Genomic DNA, 18,189 nt, shown 5'->3' on the forward strand with positions numbered 1-18,189 from the left:
CCTTTGAAACACAAGTCTAAGCCTTGGTTTTGTCTCATTGAAGGTGCTCTGTGTTAACGAGATCTCGGTACGCTAACCGTCATATTGATAGTCTATATGTAAACTGATTGTAACTTGAGTTTCTCGTGTCTAAAAAACTGTCTAACCTGATCACGCCTTTTGTATTTTTCTCATTGATATTGGGAGCGGCAGGGCTCACTGCAACCCACTTTTTGGCAGGTCAATACCAAGAGCAAGTTGTCACACAACAACTCAACGAAGCGGCGAACAAAGCCAACCTACAGATCGATTCTGAATTAGATAAGTTCAAACAAATTCCCGACCTGCTCAGCCACGATCCACGCCTGCTGTCCTACTTTGATAAATCACTAAAGACAGACAAAATCTCCACAGCTGAACTCAACACCTTGTTATTCGAATGGTCGGGACAAAGCCAAGCCGATACCATCTACATCCACGATCCGAGCGGCACCGTGGTTGCCTCAAGTAACTATCGAAAACCTCGAACTTTCGTTGGCGAAAACTTCGCGTTTCGCCCCTACTTTGCGTCCGCAATAAAAGGCCATAAAACCCAATATGTCGCACTCGGCGCTCGCTCTGATGTACGAGGCTATTTCTTATCTTCACCACTTTATATCGACGATGACATCGTAGGCGTCATCACGGTGAAAGTAAGCTTAGAGAACCTAGAAAACATTCTAACTAGAGACGACTTTGAGATTGTAGTGCTTGATTCCAACCAAGTGGTGTTTCTCTCTAGCCAGGCACCTTGGCTTTATCACTCATTACTACCATTAACGGATCAACAGCAACAAGATATCGCAGCGCAACGCCAATACGGCCAAAACAAAATTTCGATCATTGATGCGTTTAACTCTTCGAGCCAAACAACCGATGCAAGTAAAGCGCTCACTGCGAACCAACTATTTAAACTTGGGACTTTTAACCTGTACCCTGCCGCTATCAGTGACAACCAGTACCAAGTTGTTGCTATCAAGGACACAAGATCCGAACTGCTTAAAGTGCTGCAGATCGACGTTATCTTCATCGTGATTTACAGCTTGGTCATGCTGATTGCTTGGTCGTGGCGCCAAACCTACCTCGCGAAAGTGGCACTGACAGAGCTCAATCAGAACCTAGAGCAAACCGTAGATAAGCGAACTCAATATCTGAAGCAATCCAATCAACAACTTCAACAGACACTCTTTCAGTATCAAAAGTCTCAATTGAAGTTAAAACAGACAGAGCAAGAACTAACACAAACCGCTAAGTTAGCCGTGCTGGGAGAGCTGTCAGCCAGTATTAACCACGAGATTAATCAACCACTTGCTGCACTTAGAACCTACAGCGAAAACAGTGTCAAGCTGCTTGAGATGGGACGTTCAGACTTAGTAAAAAGCAACCTGGATAAAATGATCACGCTAAACACTTCGATTACCGAGATCATTGCACGCCTTAAGGTATTTACGCGTAAGGTGACCAAGCAAGAACATCATGTGGCGAATCTACATCAAGCGATCAACAACGCCACCAGCATTCTCAGCGCACTGATGATCAAACAAGGCATCACCCTTAGGTTAAGTACCGTGCCAGATGACATTAATATCGCGATTCACCCAACCGAGCTTGAGCAAGTGTTAGTTAACCTGATGCACAATGCGACACAAGCGCTTTCGCAACAAGCCGCACTTCAAAACAACTCGGAAGCTCAACAAGGGAATCAACAGACCATCCCTCAAATTGGCGTAGAGTGGCAGCTTAATAATGATGCCTGCCAACTGATCATTTGGGATAACGGGATTGGTATCGCCAGCGACAAACTGGAACAGTTGTTCGACCCGTTTTTTACCACTAAACCTGAAGGATTAGGGCTCGGACTTTCTATATCGAAGCGAATCATTGAAGCCTATCACGGCACAATCAGCGCAACCCAGCTCGAGCCTTCAGGCATGGTATTCTCTCTGAATATTCCACTGTACCAAGACAAAGGCTAACAGCCTGTTATTAATAGCTTTCCTCAACATTAAGGACTCAACACTTGCACTCTATGCCTAAACTCTACTTTGTCGATGATGAACCCGCGATTCGCGACTCGGTAGAACAAGCCATGCTCATTGAAGGTATCGATATAACCTGCTTTCCGAATGCCATCGAGGCTCTCAAGCAGATTAACGTCACGCAAGCAGGAATTGTGATCACCGATATTCACATGCCAGTGATGGATGGCATTCAATTTACACAAAAGCTGTTAAGTCAAAATCCGAATTTTCAAATCATCGTTCTCACTGGTCACGGTGACGTACAAACCGCCGTTTCTGCGATGAAGTCCGGCGCTTATGACTTTCTTGAGAAACCGTTTGTTGTTGATGCTCTGTTAACGGCAGTAAAAAAAGCAGCCGATAAGCTAGCTTTAGTTGAAGAAAACAATCTACTCAGAAAAGAGCTCGCGATGCAGAATCAAGTTGGCCCAAATCTGATTGGTCAATCTCAATCAATGCAGACATTGCGCCGCGAATTGATCACCTTAGATTGCAAACAGAACCCACTATTACTGTTTGTTGGCGACATAGGCACTGGCAAACGAATCACCGCGCAGTACACTCACGATTTACACAGCCAGCCCACTGCTGAACTTTGTCCGGTTGCTGCGTTTAATTTGCCACGCAATGATGAAGCGACATTTCATCAGTTTGTCTTACAGCTCTTTCGCAAACATCAAGGCGGAACACTCTATATCCATGAAACAGAAGCATTAACTTCTGATCAATGGCAGTGGTTGGCGGCTTTAAAACCGACTCTACTTCGAGAAAACTCATGTAAGACCAATGCAACTTGTATCATTGTCGCAACTACAGTAGTTCCTACTACAATTACAAGTGAGCTGCGCCGATTTGACTTACTGCCTTTGGCGCAACGAACAGAAGATATTGGCTCTTTGTTCAAACACTTTGCTAGAGGTGCAGCAAGTCGTTACCAGTTGCCACCACCAGTGATCACAGAGAAAGAGATTCAACGCTTGATAGCCACTCATTGGGGGGAAAATATTCGCCAGCTTCGTCAACATGCCGAGTTGCGCGTTTTAACACAGGTGAAGCAGCCAGCACTCGACAATCAAGAATCAGATCAAGCAGACAATCCAGAGCAAGTAGATCACGGTAAACCAGACGTCAACATTGAAGAACAACAACTGTCATTAAGCCAACGTACCGACAGCTTTGAGCAAATTCTCTTGATAGAAGCACTGCATCGCCATCAAGGGCGCTTAAAAGACGTACAACAAGAGCTGCAAGTGTCGAGGAAAACCCTCTATGACAAGCTAAGAAAGCATCAACTCGACAAAACAGATTTCAAAAACAGATAAGAGTTAAAAAATATATAAATTCAAATATTTAAAGGAGCAATTTCTTAACATTTATCAAAAGTAAGAATACACTCAATAGGCTTGCACTTTTATTCAGCAAACAAGGACTGTTATGAGCCAGAAGAATTTCAGCAAATTGAACGAAACCGAACTTGAGTACGTCGACGATAAAACCGCGGCGCTACTGCTCAATACGCCGACCAGTGCGCGTATCATGTTGTGGATGATCGTTCTGTTCTTTATTGCTGCTATTGGGTGGTCCGCTTGGGCAGAGATCGACAAAGTCACCGTTGGCCAAGGCAAAGTGATCCCCTCTTCGCAGATCCAAGTTGTGCAAAACCTTGAAGGTGGCTTAGTTAAAGAGATCTTGGTTAAAGAGGGTCAACAGGTTCAAAAAGGCCAACAACTGCTATTAATCGATGACACTCGATTCCGTTCTGATTTCCGTGAGCGTGAACAGCAAGTTGCCAACTTAACCGCCAACGTATTGATGCTTTCCGCATCGTTAACCAGCGTAGTAATCAACGAGGATTTTAACGAAAAAGAGTGGAAGAAAAGTGTCACTCTTGATTATGGAAAACTCGCTTTCCCACCTAAGTTCTACGAGGTTCAACCTGAGCTTGTTAATCGTCAAAAAGCAGAATACCGCCAAGATTTAAACAACCTTAAAAACCAACTTTCCGTTTTTGATCAACAAGTTGAGCAGAAACAACAAGATCTTGTTGAAATCAAAGCACGTGTGCGAAACCTAAAACAGAGCTACCAGTTCGCTCGCCAAGAATTGGACATCACGAAACCGCTTGCCGATGAAGGCGTGGTCCCAAGAATTGAATTACTTAAGCTGCAACGACAAGTCAACGACACTCGCCGAGAAATGACCTCAAGCGAGCTTAAAATCCCTCTGCTACGCTCAGCAATCAAAGAAGCTATGCTCAGCCGTATCGACGCGGCGCTTAACTTCCGCTCTGAACAACAAGAAAAACTCAACCAAGCACAAGATAAACTCTCTGCACTAACTGAGTCTGCGGTTGGCCTAGAAGACAGAGTAAATCGTACAGTCGTCGTTTCTCCAGTAACCGGCACTGTTAAGACGTTAGGCATCAATACTGTAGGCGGTGTTATCCAACCAGGTATGGACATCGTTGAGATCGTACCGACCGAAGACTCCCTACTCGTGGAAGCAAAAATTGCCCCACAAGACATCGCATTCCTGCGCCCAGAGCTGACCGCTATTGTTAAGTTCAGTGCTTATGACTTCACAAAATATGGTGGCTTAGAAGGCGTGTTAGAACACATCAGCGCCGATACCACTCAAGATGAAGAAGGCAACAGCTTTTACATCGTACGTGTACGTACCGAACAGCACAATTTTGGACAAAATGAAGAGCTGCCAATCATTCCTGGTATGACAGCCTCTGTCGATATCATCACGGGTAAAAGAACCGTACTTGAGTACATGTTGAAACCTATCCTCAGTGCTCAAAATAATGCATTGAAAGAGTAAGGACGTTTGATGGTTAACAACGCCTTTCAATACATAGCAAACCAGCAAGAGCTGAGGCCATGAAGTCTCGAATATCGCTGTTATTGCTCGTCCTCACCTCTTTTACTTCTGTCGCTCTCAATAAGAACGACCAAAGATGGATCGATGCTGTCACGCAAACCTACGGTGAGAGAGCTGGAAAGCGCGTGGCAACTTGGCGTTCAAATATGACGTCATACGATGGTCTAAGCGAGAAAGAGAAGCTTAGGTCGGTTAACCAGTTCTTCAACCAGATGTACTTTGCCGACGACAGTATCCTGTGGGGAAAAAACGACTACTGGGCGACCCCGCTAGAGTTTCTAGGCAGTAACGCAGGTGACTGTGAAGACTTCACCATTGCGAAATACTTCTCTCTGCTTGAGCTAGGCGTTCCAGATAAGAAATTGCGATTAGTGTACGTAAAAGCATTGGAGCTAAACCAATTCCACATGGTGTTGGCTTACTACTCCACACCGAGTGCAGAGCCACTAATTTTGGACAACTTAAACCCTGAAATAAAGCGCGGTTCTAAGCGCCCTGACCTACGACCAATTTACAGTTTCAACGGTAAAAATCTTTGGTTAATCAAGTCAGCAGCAGGCAGCGGCAAGCTAGCAGGGAAATCTTCAAGATTGAGCTTATGGAACGACTTACGTTCCCGTGAGCGCTCTCTAAAATTAAACAAACCCATTATCAATTACGATGAGTAGGTACAATGACTTTATATAAACAGCTTGTGGTCGGGATGGTTGCGGTGTTCATATTACTGATGACCTCAGTCTTTATGATCGAATTCAATACTACCCGTGGATACTTAGAGGAGCAGCAACGCTCTGAGGTAAGTAATACCATTAATACTGTTGGACTGGCTCTTGCCCCTTACCTTGAAGAAAAAGACAGGGTATCGGTGGAGTCTGTTATCAACGCTCTGTTTGATGGCAGTTCTTACTCAGTCGTACGATTGATTTTTCTAGACAGCGGTGAAGACATCATCCGTTCATACCCTGTAAAACCATCGGGCGTGCCTCAGTGGTTTACCAACCTCAATCTATTTGAACCTGTCCATGATCGCCGAGTGATCACCAGTGGTTGGATGCAGCTTGCGGAAGTAGAGATCGTCAGCCACCCAGGCCCAGCCTACGATCAATTGTGGCAAGCCTTCACTCGTTTATTAAGCATCTTTGGTGTGATCTTCTTGTTGGGCTTGGTGTCGATTTCATGGATCCTTAAGCGAGCACTGCGCCCATTAGCGATGATCATTACTAAGATGGATCAGATCGCTAAGAACCAATTCGGTGAGCCGCTAACACGCCCTAAAACAAGAGATCTGATCTTGGTGGTTGATGGCATCAATCACATGTCGACTCAAGTTGAACAAGCCTTTAAAAACCAAGCGAAAGAAGCTCAAAAGCTACGTGAAAGAGCGTACATTGATCCGGTTTCTCAGCTGGGTAATCGCGCTTACTACATGTCGCAATTAAATCAGTGGTTGGAAGAATCAAGTTTAGGTGGCCTTGCTGTACTGAAAGCGGAATTTATCAGCGAAGAGTACGACGAGAAAGGCTATCAAGAAGGTGACGCGTTAGTTCATCAACTGGCAGAACAACTGCAAGCTTCTATCTCATCACCAGACATCACCATCGCGCGCATTTCGAGTGACGAGTTTGGTTTCATTATGCCGAACATTGACGAAAGCGAACTTAAATTGGTTGCTGGCAGCATCGTAAACTGTATTCAAAGCCTAGGTTCAGATCCAACAGGCATGGCAAACCCACACATTGCATTGGGTGTAACGTACAGCAACAAACGTAAAACCAGCACTGAAATCATGTCATTGGTCGATAACGCGCTCTCTAGTGCTAAAGCGAATCGTGAACTCGCTTATGGCTACGTCACTGCTGACGACCATGGCGTAGTAATGGGTAAACAACAATGGCGTATGTTGGTTGAAGAGGCGATCATCAATGACCTTGTGACATTCCGCCTGCAAGCTGCAAACAATGCGTTTGGCAAAACCTATCACCAAGAAGTGTTCTCTGCGATTGAGAAAGATGGCATTCGTTACGGTGCTAACCAGTACCTATACGCACTAGAGCAGCTTGAAATGAGCCACATTCTCGACCAATACGTTATCGAGAAGATGATTGAGAAGCTAACAGCACAAGAGGTGACGAGCCCAATCGCAATCAATATCTCACCAAGCAGCATTTCTCAACCAAGCTTTATCCGTTGGATTGGTAAAACGCTTGAGCAAAACGCTTCAGTCGCTCACCTGCTGCATTTTGAGATCCCAGAAAACTGTTTCATCAACGTTCCGCACTACACAGCACTATTGTGTAACACCATTCGTAATGCTGAAGCGATGTTTGGTGTCGATAACTACGGACGTAACTTCCAATCACTGGACTACATCAACGAGTACCGTCCTAGCTACGTGAAGCTGGATTACCTGTTCACACATAACTTGGACGATGAGAAGCAGAAATTCACGCTCACGTCTATTTCACGAACGGCTCATAACCTTGGTGTCACCACCATCGCATCTCGAATCGAAACTCAGACTCAGTTAGATATCTTGTCTGATAACTACGTAGAAGTGTTCCAAGGCTTCATTGTTGATAAATAGTTGTAAGGGTTATATCGCATGCAAGATCCACTATTGAACTCATTGATCTACGTTAGCCGATATTACGGGTTAGCGAACTCGCCTGAGGCGTTGGTCAATGGGTTGCCACTATCAGACGGAAAGCTAACCCCTTTCCTATTCCCACGTTCGGCAGAACGTGCGGGGCTAGTGGCAAAAGAAAACCGTTCCGACTTAGATAGCATTCCACACCTAATTTTGCCGGCGGTATTATTGCTTAAACAGGGCGAAGCGTGTGTGCTCAACAGCATCGACCTTGAAAAACAAGAAGCTGAAATCATCACAGCAGAGAGTGGAATGGTGCCAATCATCATTCCTGTTGCAGAACTCAAAGAGCAGTTCATTGGCCGCTACTTCTTAGTTAAAAAGCAGTTCCGCTACGACGAGCGATCACCCGAAGTTCTGAAAACACGTAAAGGTCACTGGTTTTGGAGCACCATTTGGGAATCGAAAAACATCTATCGTGATGTGTTAATTGCGTCGATTCTTATCAACATTTTTGCGATTGCCGCGCCGATGTTTACGCGTTTGGTGTATGACAAAGTAGTGCCCAACCTTGCATTTGAAACCTTGTGGGTACTAGCGAGCGGTATCTTCGTGGTATTTCTGTTCGACCTGCTCTTAAAGTTGATGCGCAGCTACTTCATCGACGTTGCGGGGAAAAAATCCGATATCCTGATTTCCTCTAAATTGTTCAGCAAGGTACTTGGCATTCGTATGGAAGCAAAACCGGCTTCAGTTGGTGCCTTCGCGAAGAACCTACAAGAGTTTGAGTCCATTCGAGAGTTCTTTACCTCAGCTACGATTGGTTCTCTCATCGACTTGCCTTTCGCGCTCATGTTCCTTGCCTTAATTTGGCTAATGGCGGGCAACTTAGTGTTTGTTCCAGTCGCGGGTGTGGTGATTCTGATCATCTACGCGTTGTTGATTCAAGGTCCATTGCGTCGCACTATTGAAGAAGGTTCACGCCTAGCCTCTCAGAAGTACGCGAACTTGATTGAAAGCTTGGCGGGCCTAGAAACCGTTAAGCTATTTAGCGCACAGAGCCAGTTCCAATTCCGTTGGGAAGAAGCTGTTGCTCATATGGCGAACTGGAACATTAAAAGCCGCCGCATTACCGACAGCATCCAAAATACCGCAGGCTTTGTTCAGCAAAGTACCAATGTAGGGATGATCATTTTTGGTGTGTATCTAATTGCGGAAGGTGAACTAACGATGGGTGGTTTGATCGCTGCGACCATGTTGAGTGGACGTGCGATTGGTCCTCTTGTTCAGTTGTCGCTGCTTTCTACACGCTACAACCAAGCCAAATCATCAATGACGCTGATTGAACAAGTGATGTCGATGCCTGACGAGCAAGAAGAAGGTAAGCGCTACATTCACCGCCCAATAATTCAAGGTCACATTGCGCTAGATAAAGTGACGTTCCACTACCCTGATTCACCCGTCGCTTCAGTGCGAGATCTCAGCCTAACCATCGCACCTGGCGAGAAGGTGGCGATCATCGGTCGTATTGGTTCAGGTAAAACTACCCTAGAACGCCTGATTATGGGCCTCTACAAGCCCACAGAAGGCCATGTACGCATTGATGATACCGATATGGAGCAACTTCACCATGTCGACGTACGACGTAATATAGGCTGTGTACCGCAAGATAGTAACCTATTCTATGGTTCAGTCAGAGATAACATTACTTTAGGCCGCCCTTTGGTGGACGATCGTGATGTGATGGATGCAGCAAACCGTGCCGGTGTGACAGCCTTTACTCAGCAAGACCCTGCCGGCCTAGAGCGTCAAGTGGGTGAAGGCGGTGGTTTACTTTCTGGTGGTCAACGTCAGTCAATTGCGATTGCTAGGGCTTTCTTAGGCCGTCCTCCGGTATTGCTAATGGATGAGCCGACCAGTGCAATGGATAACCGTTCAGAAATGCACATTAAGCACCAGCTTAGCCAACTGTTACCAAGTGAAACGCTGATCCTTATCACTCACAAAACCTCGATGTTAGATGTTGTAGACCGAGTCATCGTGATGGAGAAAGGCAGCATAATTGCTGATGGTCCGAAAGCGAAGGTTCTGTCCGATCTCAAACAAGGCCGTGTAAGAGCAGTTAGCTAAAGCCTGTCATCAACACAATCATCAAAGGGGGGAGCGAATGCTCCCCCCTTTTTTATTCCCTTAAACCATGACAAAAAGGGAACAAAGTAACTGGACATTTTCTTATTTTCTCGAAGTTAAGTTGAGTAAAATACCAGGCTATCCATTAACAAAGGGCTCTTGGTGTCTAATCTCAACCTGCTTAGGTATTATCAGCGAATCGCACCCATCGGTGTCGGTAGCGAAATGAAAACCACAGTACAGGAAGTAGCTGATTTACTGTGTACTTCTCCTCGACATGCCCGCAACCTGTTATCACAAATGCAAGACCTAACGTGGTTAACCTGGCAACCGAAAGCCGGTCGAAACCAACCTTCATCGCTACTGTTAAATATCGAATTAGGCGCACTCAAGGAGAGACTTGCTCTAGAGCGAATCCAACAAGGTAAGTATGAGAAAGCTTTGGCTATTCTTGATGAGGACGAAGCAACGTTTGGCCGCCTGCTGAAAACCACCTCAGGGGCTTCTGTTCAGGAAGGCCGTGTCAGTATCCAACTCACATACAAACGCATGTTCGAGCGCATTGTGCCACACCAATTACACCGCTGTAGCGAGCGCTTCTTCTTGCGTCAGGTTTATTGCTGCTTGGTCTCCAGCCATGACAATGGTGTTATCAAACCAGAACTCGCTCACCACTGGCGTTATGACGAAGCAAGCTATCAATGGACATTCCATCTTCGCCCTGGACTTACGTTCCACAACGACGAACCAATAGACGCTGATACCATTGTGAGCCTCTTTGCTAAACTCAGTGCCCTTCCCTATTATCAAAAAGAACTCGCGCACGTCAACGACATCAGCGCACCACATCCACTGAAAGTGGTATTTACATTAAGCAAACCAGATCAAGGGTTCGCAGGGCTTGTCTCTGGTGTCAAATACGGTATTCAGCCAGCAAACCAAGTCAATGTTGCAAACAACAATGCGGTGATTGGCAGTGGCCCATTTACAGTGGTCGAACACGACAAAAATAAACTTAAGCTGCAAGCGTTCGATGGCTACTATTCATGTCGTGTGTTAGTCGACTTAGTTACGATTTGGAGCGTCAACGACGAGAAAATGGAGAACCCATCGCTATCTAGTGACGCACCTATTCAAGTATCTGAAACGACAAGCGGTATTGAAGTCTCAATACAAGCACCCAATGCTACTCAAGCGAGTCAACACAGTCGCACTGAAGATGGCTGCTTGTTCGCGTTATTCAACCACCATGCAAAGCATCCGTTAACACGTGCCCAACGCTGTTACATTACGGAATTGATTCAACCGCAGCGACTACTCGAAGTATTCCAGAAAAAGAAGGTTCATTACGGCAGTGTCGTAGCCAATAACTTATTACCAGTTTGGAATCCCGTTTTACGCCCGTTTGGTGAATTCAGCGCGCTACCAAAAACCATTACCATTGCTGGATACAACTACACAGCATTGCGTCGATGCGCTCGGGCTATTTCTTCAGTACTTGCCGAACACAATTGCGTGGTTGAAATGGTGATGTATTCCTATCGAGAGTTGAGTGAGAAAGCGAACAACGGCACACTCGATGAAACACTGATCTTAACCAATATCAATTTAGACGATAACCGTCATGCTTCAGCATTTTCTAATTTCGACTGTAACAACGTGCTGTACCACACTTTAGGGGAGGCAAATGCAAGTTGGCTTGATCAGCAATTGGAAAACCTAAGAGCGAGCACGCCGCTTGAAGATTACCTAACGGCGTTAGAGCCGATCGCTTCAACCTTGGTCAGTGAATACTGGATTGCCCCAATGTTTCATCACACTCAAACATTACGATTTCAAGGTGTCTTAGAAGATGTCGCACTCACCAACTGGGGATGGCCAGACATTCGCTCGGTGTGGTCTTCTGATTAAAGAGAGGTTGCGATGAGGATGTTTTTGATAGAGGCGCCGCACACTGGCGCCTTTTATAGTGAAATGTCTTCTTGTTCCATCTTAAAGGAACATTGAATCTCGTATTGGTTGAAGGAAAACACGCTTCCTCCATGGGTGCGCTTGGTTGTCACCGTTTCATCACCAAACTGCACGGTGACTCGTGTATAAACCTTTTCGTGTGCTTCGACTGTACATTCTGCTAGGTTCGTTTCAAATTCCGCTTCCAGAGTATCAAGCTTTTGTTTAGTGCTTTCTATGGCGTGATTGTTCTTCTCGCGCTGCTGCTCAATTTGTAACGCTTGTTCTTCACTTCGTTCTGCTTTAGGTAATTTTTTAAACTCAAGCTCTTGGCGAATTACGTCCATAGTCTGTTCTTGCGCGTGTCTATAGATTTCCTTAAGTTCAGCAATCTTCTGTCGGTAACCATCATAGCGTGCAAAACCATGAACCTTAGTTGCAGTATCTCCTTCAACGCCTAAGAAAACGCACTCCACCTTGCCACCCACTTTCGCTTCACCGCCACTGAGTGTGCCGTGCTTCTTGAGTGAGTCCATCACAATAAGGTTGTTACCACAGCGTATTTCGTTACTCATGCTGTGCACGCCAAAACGAATATCACCCGCCGTCTGTAATTCGGCGTTTTGAGCATAGCTTGCCGTGATAGAACCTTTGCTAAATACCTTACAGCTTTTCGGTTCTCCCTCTTTGGTCGTATGTCCGATGATTCCTTTCGCGACTTTGATATCGCCTTGCGCCTGAACTTCAGCCGATTCAATAAAGCCGCCGACGGTAATGCTCCCTGTGGCTTTCACAACCATACCTGGTTCAATGTTGCCAGAGACAAACACGTTACCTTTAAACTTTATGTGTCCAGTAGAGACATCGACATTGCTAACACACAATGCGTCATCCACTTCGATGGTTCGATCTTTAATGATGGGTAAGCCGGGGTGGGAAGCGAGCAATAGATTTGGGTCATCAGGAGAAATGTAGGTGCCTTTACCAGGCTTGATTAAGCTGTCTTGTCCAGGGATTGGCGGGATGACTCGACCTTGAACCGTAAAGCCAGCGACGCCTTTAGTCGCGGGAGTGCGCTTCATCAATTGGTCATTCAGTCCAACGGTGATGGTTTCTCCCAAATCCCGCATATCTATCTTGCCTTCGTCTTTACCTCGGGGCTTTAGAACTTGACGTGTAATGTCTTCCACGAGCGCTGCAAACTTGGCGTCTTTACCCCTGATCGGCTGAGTGCCTTTAGCGACAGGCTGAGTAAACTTTTCTCCCGGCCTAAGCTTACTACTCATCATTAATACTTTTCTGAGGGCTAACTTATTAATCCCTTTAGTGATGTGAGCTTGGGCTAGACAATGAATGATGTCACTACCGCGCAGAGGGTTTCCGTTGTATGGACCAGTGACAACAAGACTCGCTAACATCTCATCATCGGATAGTTGCACCTCTACACTGGCGTCACGAACTTCAGCAATCAGAATACCTTCGTAAGCTTCGCCTTTGCCTTCTTTAGCAAGAGAGACAAAACGCAGCACTTCTTCTTCAAAAAGAAAATAGCTTGATGCGTCTATTGCTTCCAAGGCTGGTGGCAGTGTCTTGTTATCAAAGCTTGCATCAACCACAAACCCTGACGGCAGACATGCCATCACTTGTTGCTTATCTTCCGACAGTGTAACGATGTTATCCCACATTCGAATTGAGTATCCCTAATGACTCAGTTGTTATTCAGTCTATATAAATCAATCTGAGCTTAGAATCGTCACATTATAATAATCAGCGTCACATCACTTACTTTCGTGACTGCATAGATGACTCATAAATAAGACGTACTCATTTTATGATTTGTCTCACCTTTACAAAGGCAAAGCGACAATTCTCACACGGTTTAATTTGAAGTTTCATTGTCTAATGATGTGGTGACTTATCTGAGTTAAATAGGAAATTGAGATAGTGGAATCGAAATGAGGCTGAAGGCGTGGGATTGAGGAACAGTTTACAGTGTAAATTCAAAATTCTAATTTACACTGTAAATTCACCAATAAGGCTTCTACATCTTTTCGAAATTGAGCCTCAACTTGCTTACGCCCAATAAAGTTAAACTGTTCAACACAGCTCCCCCACCCTTTCTGTTGAACAACTTTGGCAAGCAACAAATCAGAGACGGAAGAGTGAACGACATTCGTAGAATCGAGAACTGTTTTCTGAGCTTGGCGTGCATTACTAATAAGCACCAACTTCAACACACTGTAGCCAATGCTATCGTAACTATTCCCTCCATCAACATAGTTCTTGATAAGTTGGACTTCGAGTTCGCAGAACGATTCAGAATAAGTTGGCAACAATGCTCGCACCATATCCACTTCAAGAGATGCCAGAGAGCCCGAAACAACAAAACAAAAACTACGCTCAAAATGGTTCAGAAGTTGGCTGATCCAACTTTCTGAATTTGCATTAAGAGGCTTAACCATTAGCACAGAGTGACAGCCACTTGCCTGATCACGCTGGTGGCCAATATGTACTGGTGCAAAATCATTATTACGCCAGAATGCAATCAAATCGCTTGTCGCTCCAAAACTCGTCGCTAAGTAGTCGGCTTGTTCTATGTGCTGTGACAACTCGTCCAGCATCCAACTGCCGATACCAAAACCTTGGTGACGTGTTGAAACCGCAATGCGCATGACTCTGATACAGCGGTTCTTTGCCGCTTGTACTGCGCCAAGTTGATTTGCCAACAACACCGGAGCCAGATGACCTTGAGGCCTACGTTTTCCAATTTGAATCTGGGAAATCAATTCGCTGTCTAACCCACCCTCTTGCGTGACCAGAATACACCCCAAACATTCTTCTTGCTGCCAAGCCGTGTACAACTGAATCGCAGGGTTATTGAGAAATTGCATCAAGTCATTTGGGGATGTTTGATAATGAGCATCGACCAATAGCGAAAAACATTGTTGAAGCGTGCTCGGGTTAGTTAAACAATCTTGCTTAGATACCTCGACCAAACTTAGTGAGCTGAGTTCCTCACTAGAAAGTAACTCAACATCGCGCTCTACGGCATCATTTGATGAGGCGGCACCAAGTAAGAAACAACCAAATAACCAGGCTTCAAGCGGGTCGTTATTATTCCAACGGATAGGTTGTTCCAGCTTATAGCCTTTCCAGCCAGGTCGGTGTTTAGTAAGCCATGCTTCGAATTTGATTCCGAAACCTCGACCACTGCCTTCATAGCCGTGCACCGTGGTTGAAAAAACCATACGGTGATAATTGTCGACCATAGATTTCGACATTGGAATAGGAATCGCCGCCGCTTCATCAACCAATAATAAATCACACTCGGGCTTTGATTTTAGTAGTTCGTCTGGCGCAACAAATCTAAGGCTGCCGCCTTGATAGCAAACATGAGTGGCATTCACGACTTTACAGCCATTGAGCCGTTGCTTCGCATGTGAAAAAACAGGCTCAGTGGCTTTGACAGATGGAGCTGTCACAATAATGTTGAACCCGCGACGTTCAACCAAAAGCTGCGCTGCTGCAATACCTAATGTAGAGCTTTTACCACGGCCTCTATCAGCCGTTAAAATCAAAGGACGCTTTCGATGACCAGACACCACTTTTTTGACTAACTCAATGGCGATATTCTGCTGCTCAAATCGATCTAGATGTTTTGGAGCGTTACTCTTTTGTGGAAGTAAATCGAAGCTGCGTTCCAATCCTGAAGCTTCATCATCTTGAGACACAGAAATAAGCTTTTCGAAATGCGTATGTAACCAACGTTGGCCAAACACTAAACCTTCGGTATTTTCGATATCAGGCGGTAACACCAACAACAGTCCGCCACCGACCAAGGCACCGAGTGCTGCACTAAAGCCATTCGCATCAAACTGCTCTCTAAAATCACAAACAAGCACTTGGCATTCGCGACCAAGAAGTTGCTGACCTTTCTTTGCAGGCGCATGTATAACGCCATCAAATGGAGTCCCACCAATTTGGAAAACCGTTTGTGTATTGTTCTCTTTGAGGTAACTAGAAATAGCTGAGTTTTGCCATGTCGCATCGCCATTAAACACCACGCCGTAACGGTGATCATTATGTTGGGCGATATCGGAAAGTGTATGCAGAAACGTGTTGATTGGGCTTGTCATAATTCGTGTCCAGATTCATCTAAACACAGTTTATCACAGCCAAATAAAAAGCCGCATAAAGCGGCTTTAGAGAAGTTTTGGAAAGTAATCGACTTAGTCGAGTTTCGATTGCACGAACGCTAGGATTTCTTGCATCGTTGCATCATCAACTTTCTTCAGGTTTAACGCTAGGTTTGAACCCTTACGGCTGTATGAAGCACGACCTTTGATAAGCTCAACTTTTGGTGACGCCTTTTTCGCTGGCGCAGGAGCCAGTTCAAGAATCCAACCTTCTAGCGTTTCCGTTACGTCTTTAGTTAGACGAGTTACGCCTTGTGCTTCACTGCGCTGCCATACAAAACCTTCAGAAGCATCACACTTAGTGAGTAATGTTTGCTGCTGGTCTTCAGTCAGGCCACTGAATTGTTTATGCAGTTTAACAATCGTTGGACGACCAAGGTCGCTCACATTTGGGTAAGCTTGAAGTAGTTCAAGTGGTAAAGCAGCTGCTTTCAAAGCACCACTCACTAGCGCTTCGCTACACTGGAACATTTTTGCTAACGCTTTTTGGTCTTCAGCTTCGCCTTTATCAAGCTTGGCTTGCATCTCTTTACCCTTCTCGTACAGAGAAAGCGGCTTATGAGCGTTGGCTACATCAGATAAAAATTTAGCGTGTTCGCCGTTAATGTTTTCAGCAACATAGATTAGGAACTCTTTGTCAGCCAAAATACATGACATACGACGACGGCTACCATCAAGAACTTCAATCTTACCGTCTTTGTTTTTACGACCTACTGCTGGGTATTGCTGGCCGCGTTCTTTCAGTGTTGTAAGAACATCAGAAAGAGCATGTTCGTTTAGGAAAGATTGTTCACGAGCATTCTCTTCAAAAACAACGGTGCGAGTTGCTACTTCAGAAGCAGGAATTCGAACCAATTCAAATGAAACTAAATCTTCGCCAGCAACAGAAAGCTCGATCACTTGAGCCTGTTCTTTGGCAGCAGTTTGCGCTTCTTGGGGCGTAGCAACACGACGTTTGTTTGCCTTACCAAATAGCTTTGCATTTAAGTCAGATGTTTTAATTGCCATTCTTGTTATCCCTGATTAAGTGAAGGCCAGTTGCTATGTAATACTCGCTCTAATTCTAGAGCACTTTTTTGTACCGCGTCTTGAGCGACAGCCAGAGTCTTCTTACCGCCTTCAAAATCACTCACTGTAAGGTCGAAAACCGTGCTGTAAGTATCTGCACAAGTCTCGAATGCACGGCTTCTTGGAATCGTTGCCATCATTACTTGGTCATTCAACAGGTAGTTCATTTCAGTCAGTACTGATACCTGTTTCTTGTTGTCGTCTTCAAACATGGTTGGCATTAGACGAACAAACTCAAGCCCTTTCCAATCGTCCGGGAACATTTCGTACACGGTTGGTAAGTGTTGGAAGAAGTTAACCGTTGAAGCCCAATCCAAACGCTTCGCCGCACATGGAATCAAAAGTGCGTTAGACGCGTACATTGCATTCCATACCAGCGGGTCTACGTGCGGGCCGGTATCAATCATAATCACGTCAAAATCATCCGCGATTTTATCGATAAGCTTCTCTTTTAAGAGACGGACAATATCTAAAGACTGATCTTGAGAAAGGCTTTGCCACGCTTCAGCGTTGAACATTGCATCTTCTGGGAAAGCAGAAATAGTCTTTAGGTTTGGGTATTGTGTTGGCAACAGTACATTTTTACGCAGAAATTCTTGGTCAACTTCTTGGCCTTCTGGCACGTTGTCCAACATGATATCAACAGCAGAATAAATGCTATCGTGCTCAGTACCACTGATTTGTGGGTTTAGGAATAAGCGCAGAGAGCCTTGTGGATCTAAGTCAATCAGACAGATACGGTAACGTTTATCAAGATTCAAAGATAAACATGCCGCTAAATGAACCGCTGTCATTGATTTACCCGTACCACCCTTTTGGTTCTGTACGTTGATAATCCATGGCTTATTCCCCGCATGCTGTTTACGTTGGTGGAATTTTGGCACTTCAGCCGCGTCCATCAGCATGTGAGCTTCGGTCAATGAAATTGAGTAATGGTTAGCATTATTCTTCGTAAACTGGTGGCCTTCCGCCTCAAGCTTAGTGATAGCTTCATCCAATTTACGACGAGTTAAGCCAGAACGAGTCTCCATCATAGCCTTAGACATAGGCGGAAAATGCTCATCACTTCGTTCTTCCAAAATAATCTCAATTCGGTCAGCCTGAACTTGTTGAGTTTGTTCGGCTAGCTGATAGAGCTTATCAATCGTTTGTTCTCTTTTCATTGCCAGTTTCCGTAATGATTAACTAAGTACAAATTGTACAGCGATCACCGATAAAAACAACAAAAACATGAACATACATTTATGAGTAAAATCACATAAAATAGACTGAATTTTTACAGTTTGATGAAATAGTATCTAAAACAAATACAAATTTGACTACTTTCATAGTG

General features: G+C 45.0%; 11 protein-coding genes. 7 read left to right on the top strand and 4 right to left on the bottom strand.

Going from position 1 to position 18,189, the window contains the following annotated elements; translation table 11 throughout:
- Window positions 1–125 precede the first annotated feature (125 nt).
- The 7 genes from L1D55_RS01045 to L1D55_RS01075 all read left to right on the top strand — a co-directional run bounded on the left by L1D55_RS01045 (window position 126) and on the right by L1D55_RS01075 (window position 11,553).
- Window positions 126–1,994 (top strand): ATP-binding protein, encoded by a 1,869-nt coding sequence (locus tag L1D55_RS01045; RefSeq protein ID WP_239916110.1) that lies wholly within the window; start codon window positions 126–128, stop codon window positions 1,992–1,994.
- Between the two features lie 53 nt (window positions 1,995–2,047).
- Window positions 2,048–3,361: a response regulator gene (locus tag L1D55_RS01050; protein WP_239916227.1), complete on the top strand. Its 1,314-nt coding sequence runs from the start codon at window positions 2,048–2,050 to the stop codon at window positions 3,359–3,361.
- A gap of 112 nt (window positions 3,362–3,473) precedes the next feature.
- A complete protein-coding gene (locus L1D55_RS01055) occupies window positions 3,474–4,865 on the top strand; it encodes an HlyD family type I secretion periplasmic adaptor subunit (protein WP_128163052.1) in 1,392 nt (463 codons plus the stop codon).
- Window positions 4,866–4,924: 59 nt separating this feature from the next.
- Entirely contained in the window at window positions 4,925–5,593 is a 669-nt protein-coding gene (locus tag L1D55_RS01060) for a transglutaminase-like cysteine peptidase (RefSeq protein WP_239916111.1), read from the top strand.
- Window positions 5,594–5,598: 5 nt separating this feature from the next.
- Window positions 5,599–7,509: a LapD/MoxY N-terminal periplasmic domain-containing protein gene (locus L1D55_RS01065; protein ID WP_239916112.1), complete on the top strand. Its 1,911-nt coding sequence runs from the start codon at window positions 5,599–5,601 to the stop codon at window positions 7,507–7,509.
- Window positions 7,510–7,527: 18 nt separating this feature from the next.
- Window positions 7,528–9,642: a type I secretion system permease/ATPase gene (locus L1D55_RS01070; RefSeq protein WP_004736912.1), complete on the top strand. Its 2,115-nt coding sequence runs from the start codon at window positions 7,528–7,530 to the stop codon at window positions 9,640–9,642.
- 162 nt (window positions 9,643–9,804) lie between these two features.
- On the top strand, window positions 9,805–11,553 hold the full coding sequence (locus L1D55_RS01075; RefSeq protein ID WP_239916113.1) for an SgrR family transcriptional regulator: 1,749 nt from the start codon (window positions 9,805–9,807) through the stop codon (window positions 11,551–11,553).
- Between the two features lie 53 nt (window positions 11,554–11,606).
- Here L1D55_RS01075 and L1D55_RS01080 read toward each other — a convergent pair whose 3' ends face one another.
- The 4 genes from L1D55_RS01080 to L1D55_RS01095 all read right to left on the bottom strand — a co-directional run bounded on the left by L1D55_RS01080 (window position 11,607) and on the right by L1D55_RS01095 (window position 18,019).
- Window positions 11,607–13,277, bottom strand: coding sequence for a FapA family protein (locus L1D55_RS01080; RefSeq protein WP_239916116.1), 1,671 nt, complete (start codon window positions 13,275–13,277; stop codon window positions 11,607–11,609).
- Window positions 13,278–13,592: 315 nt separating this feature from the next.
- Complete coding sequence (locus L1D55_RS01085) at window positions 13,593–15,728, bottom strand: GNAT family N-acetyltransferase (protein ID WP_239916118.1); 2,136 nt, start codon at window positions 15,726–15,728, stop codon at window positions 13,593–13,595.
- Between the two features lie 93 nt (window positions 15,729–15,821).
- The gene (locus L1D55_RS01090) at window positions 15,822–16,796 is read right to left on the bottom strand and encodes a ParB/RepB/Spo0J family partition protein (protein ID WP_008217970.1); all 975 of its coding nucleotides are present in this window, start codon (window positions 16,794–16,796) and stop codon (window positions 15,822–15,824) included.
- Between the two features lie 5 nt (window positions 16,797–16,801).
- A complete protein-coding gene (locus L1D55_RS01095) occupies window positions 16,802–18,019 on the bottom strand; it encodes a ParA family protein (RefSeq protein ID WP_004736920.1) in 1,218 nt (405 codons plus the stop codon).
- Between the last annotated feature and the right edge of the window lie 170 nt (window positions 18,020–18,189).

It is taken from the genome of Vibrio sp. Isolate22, assembly GCF_022398115.1.
GTDB lineage: Bacteria > Pseudomonadota > Gammaproteobacteria > Enterobacterales > Vibrionaceae > Vibrio.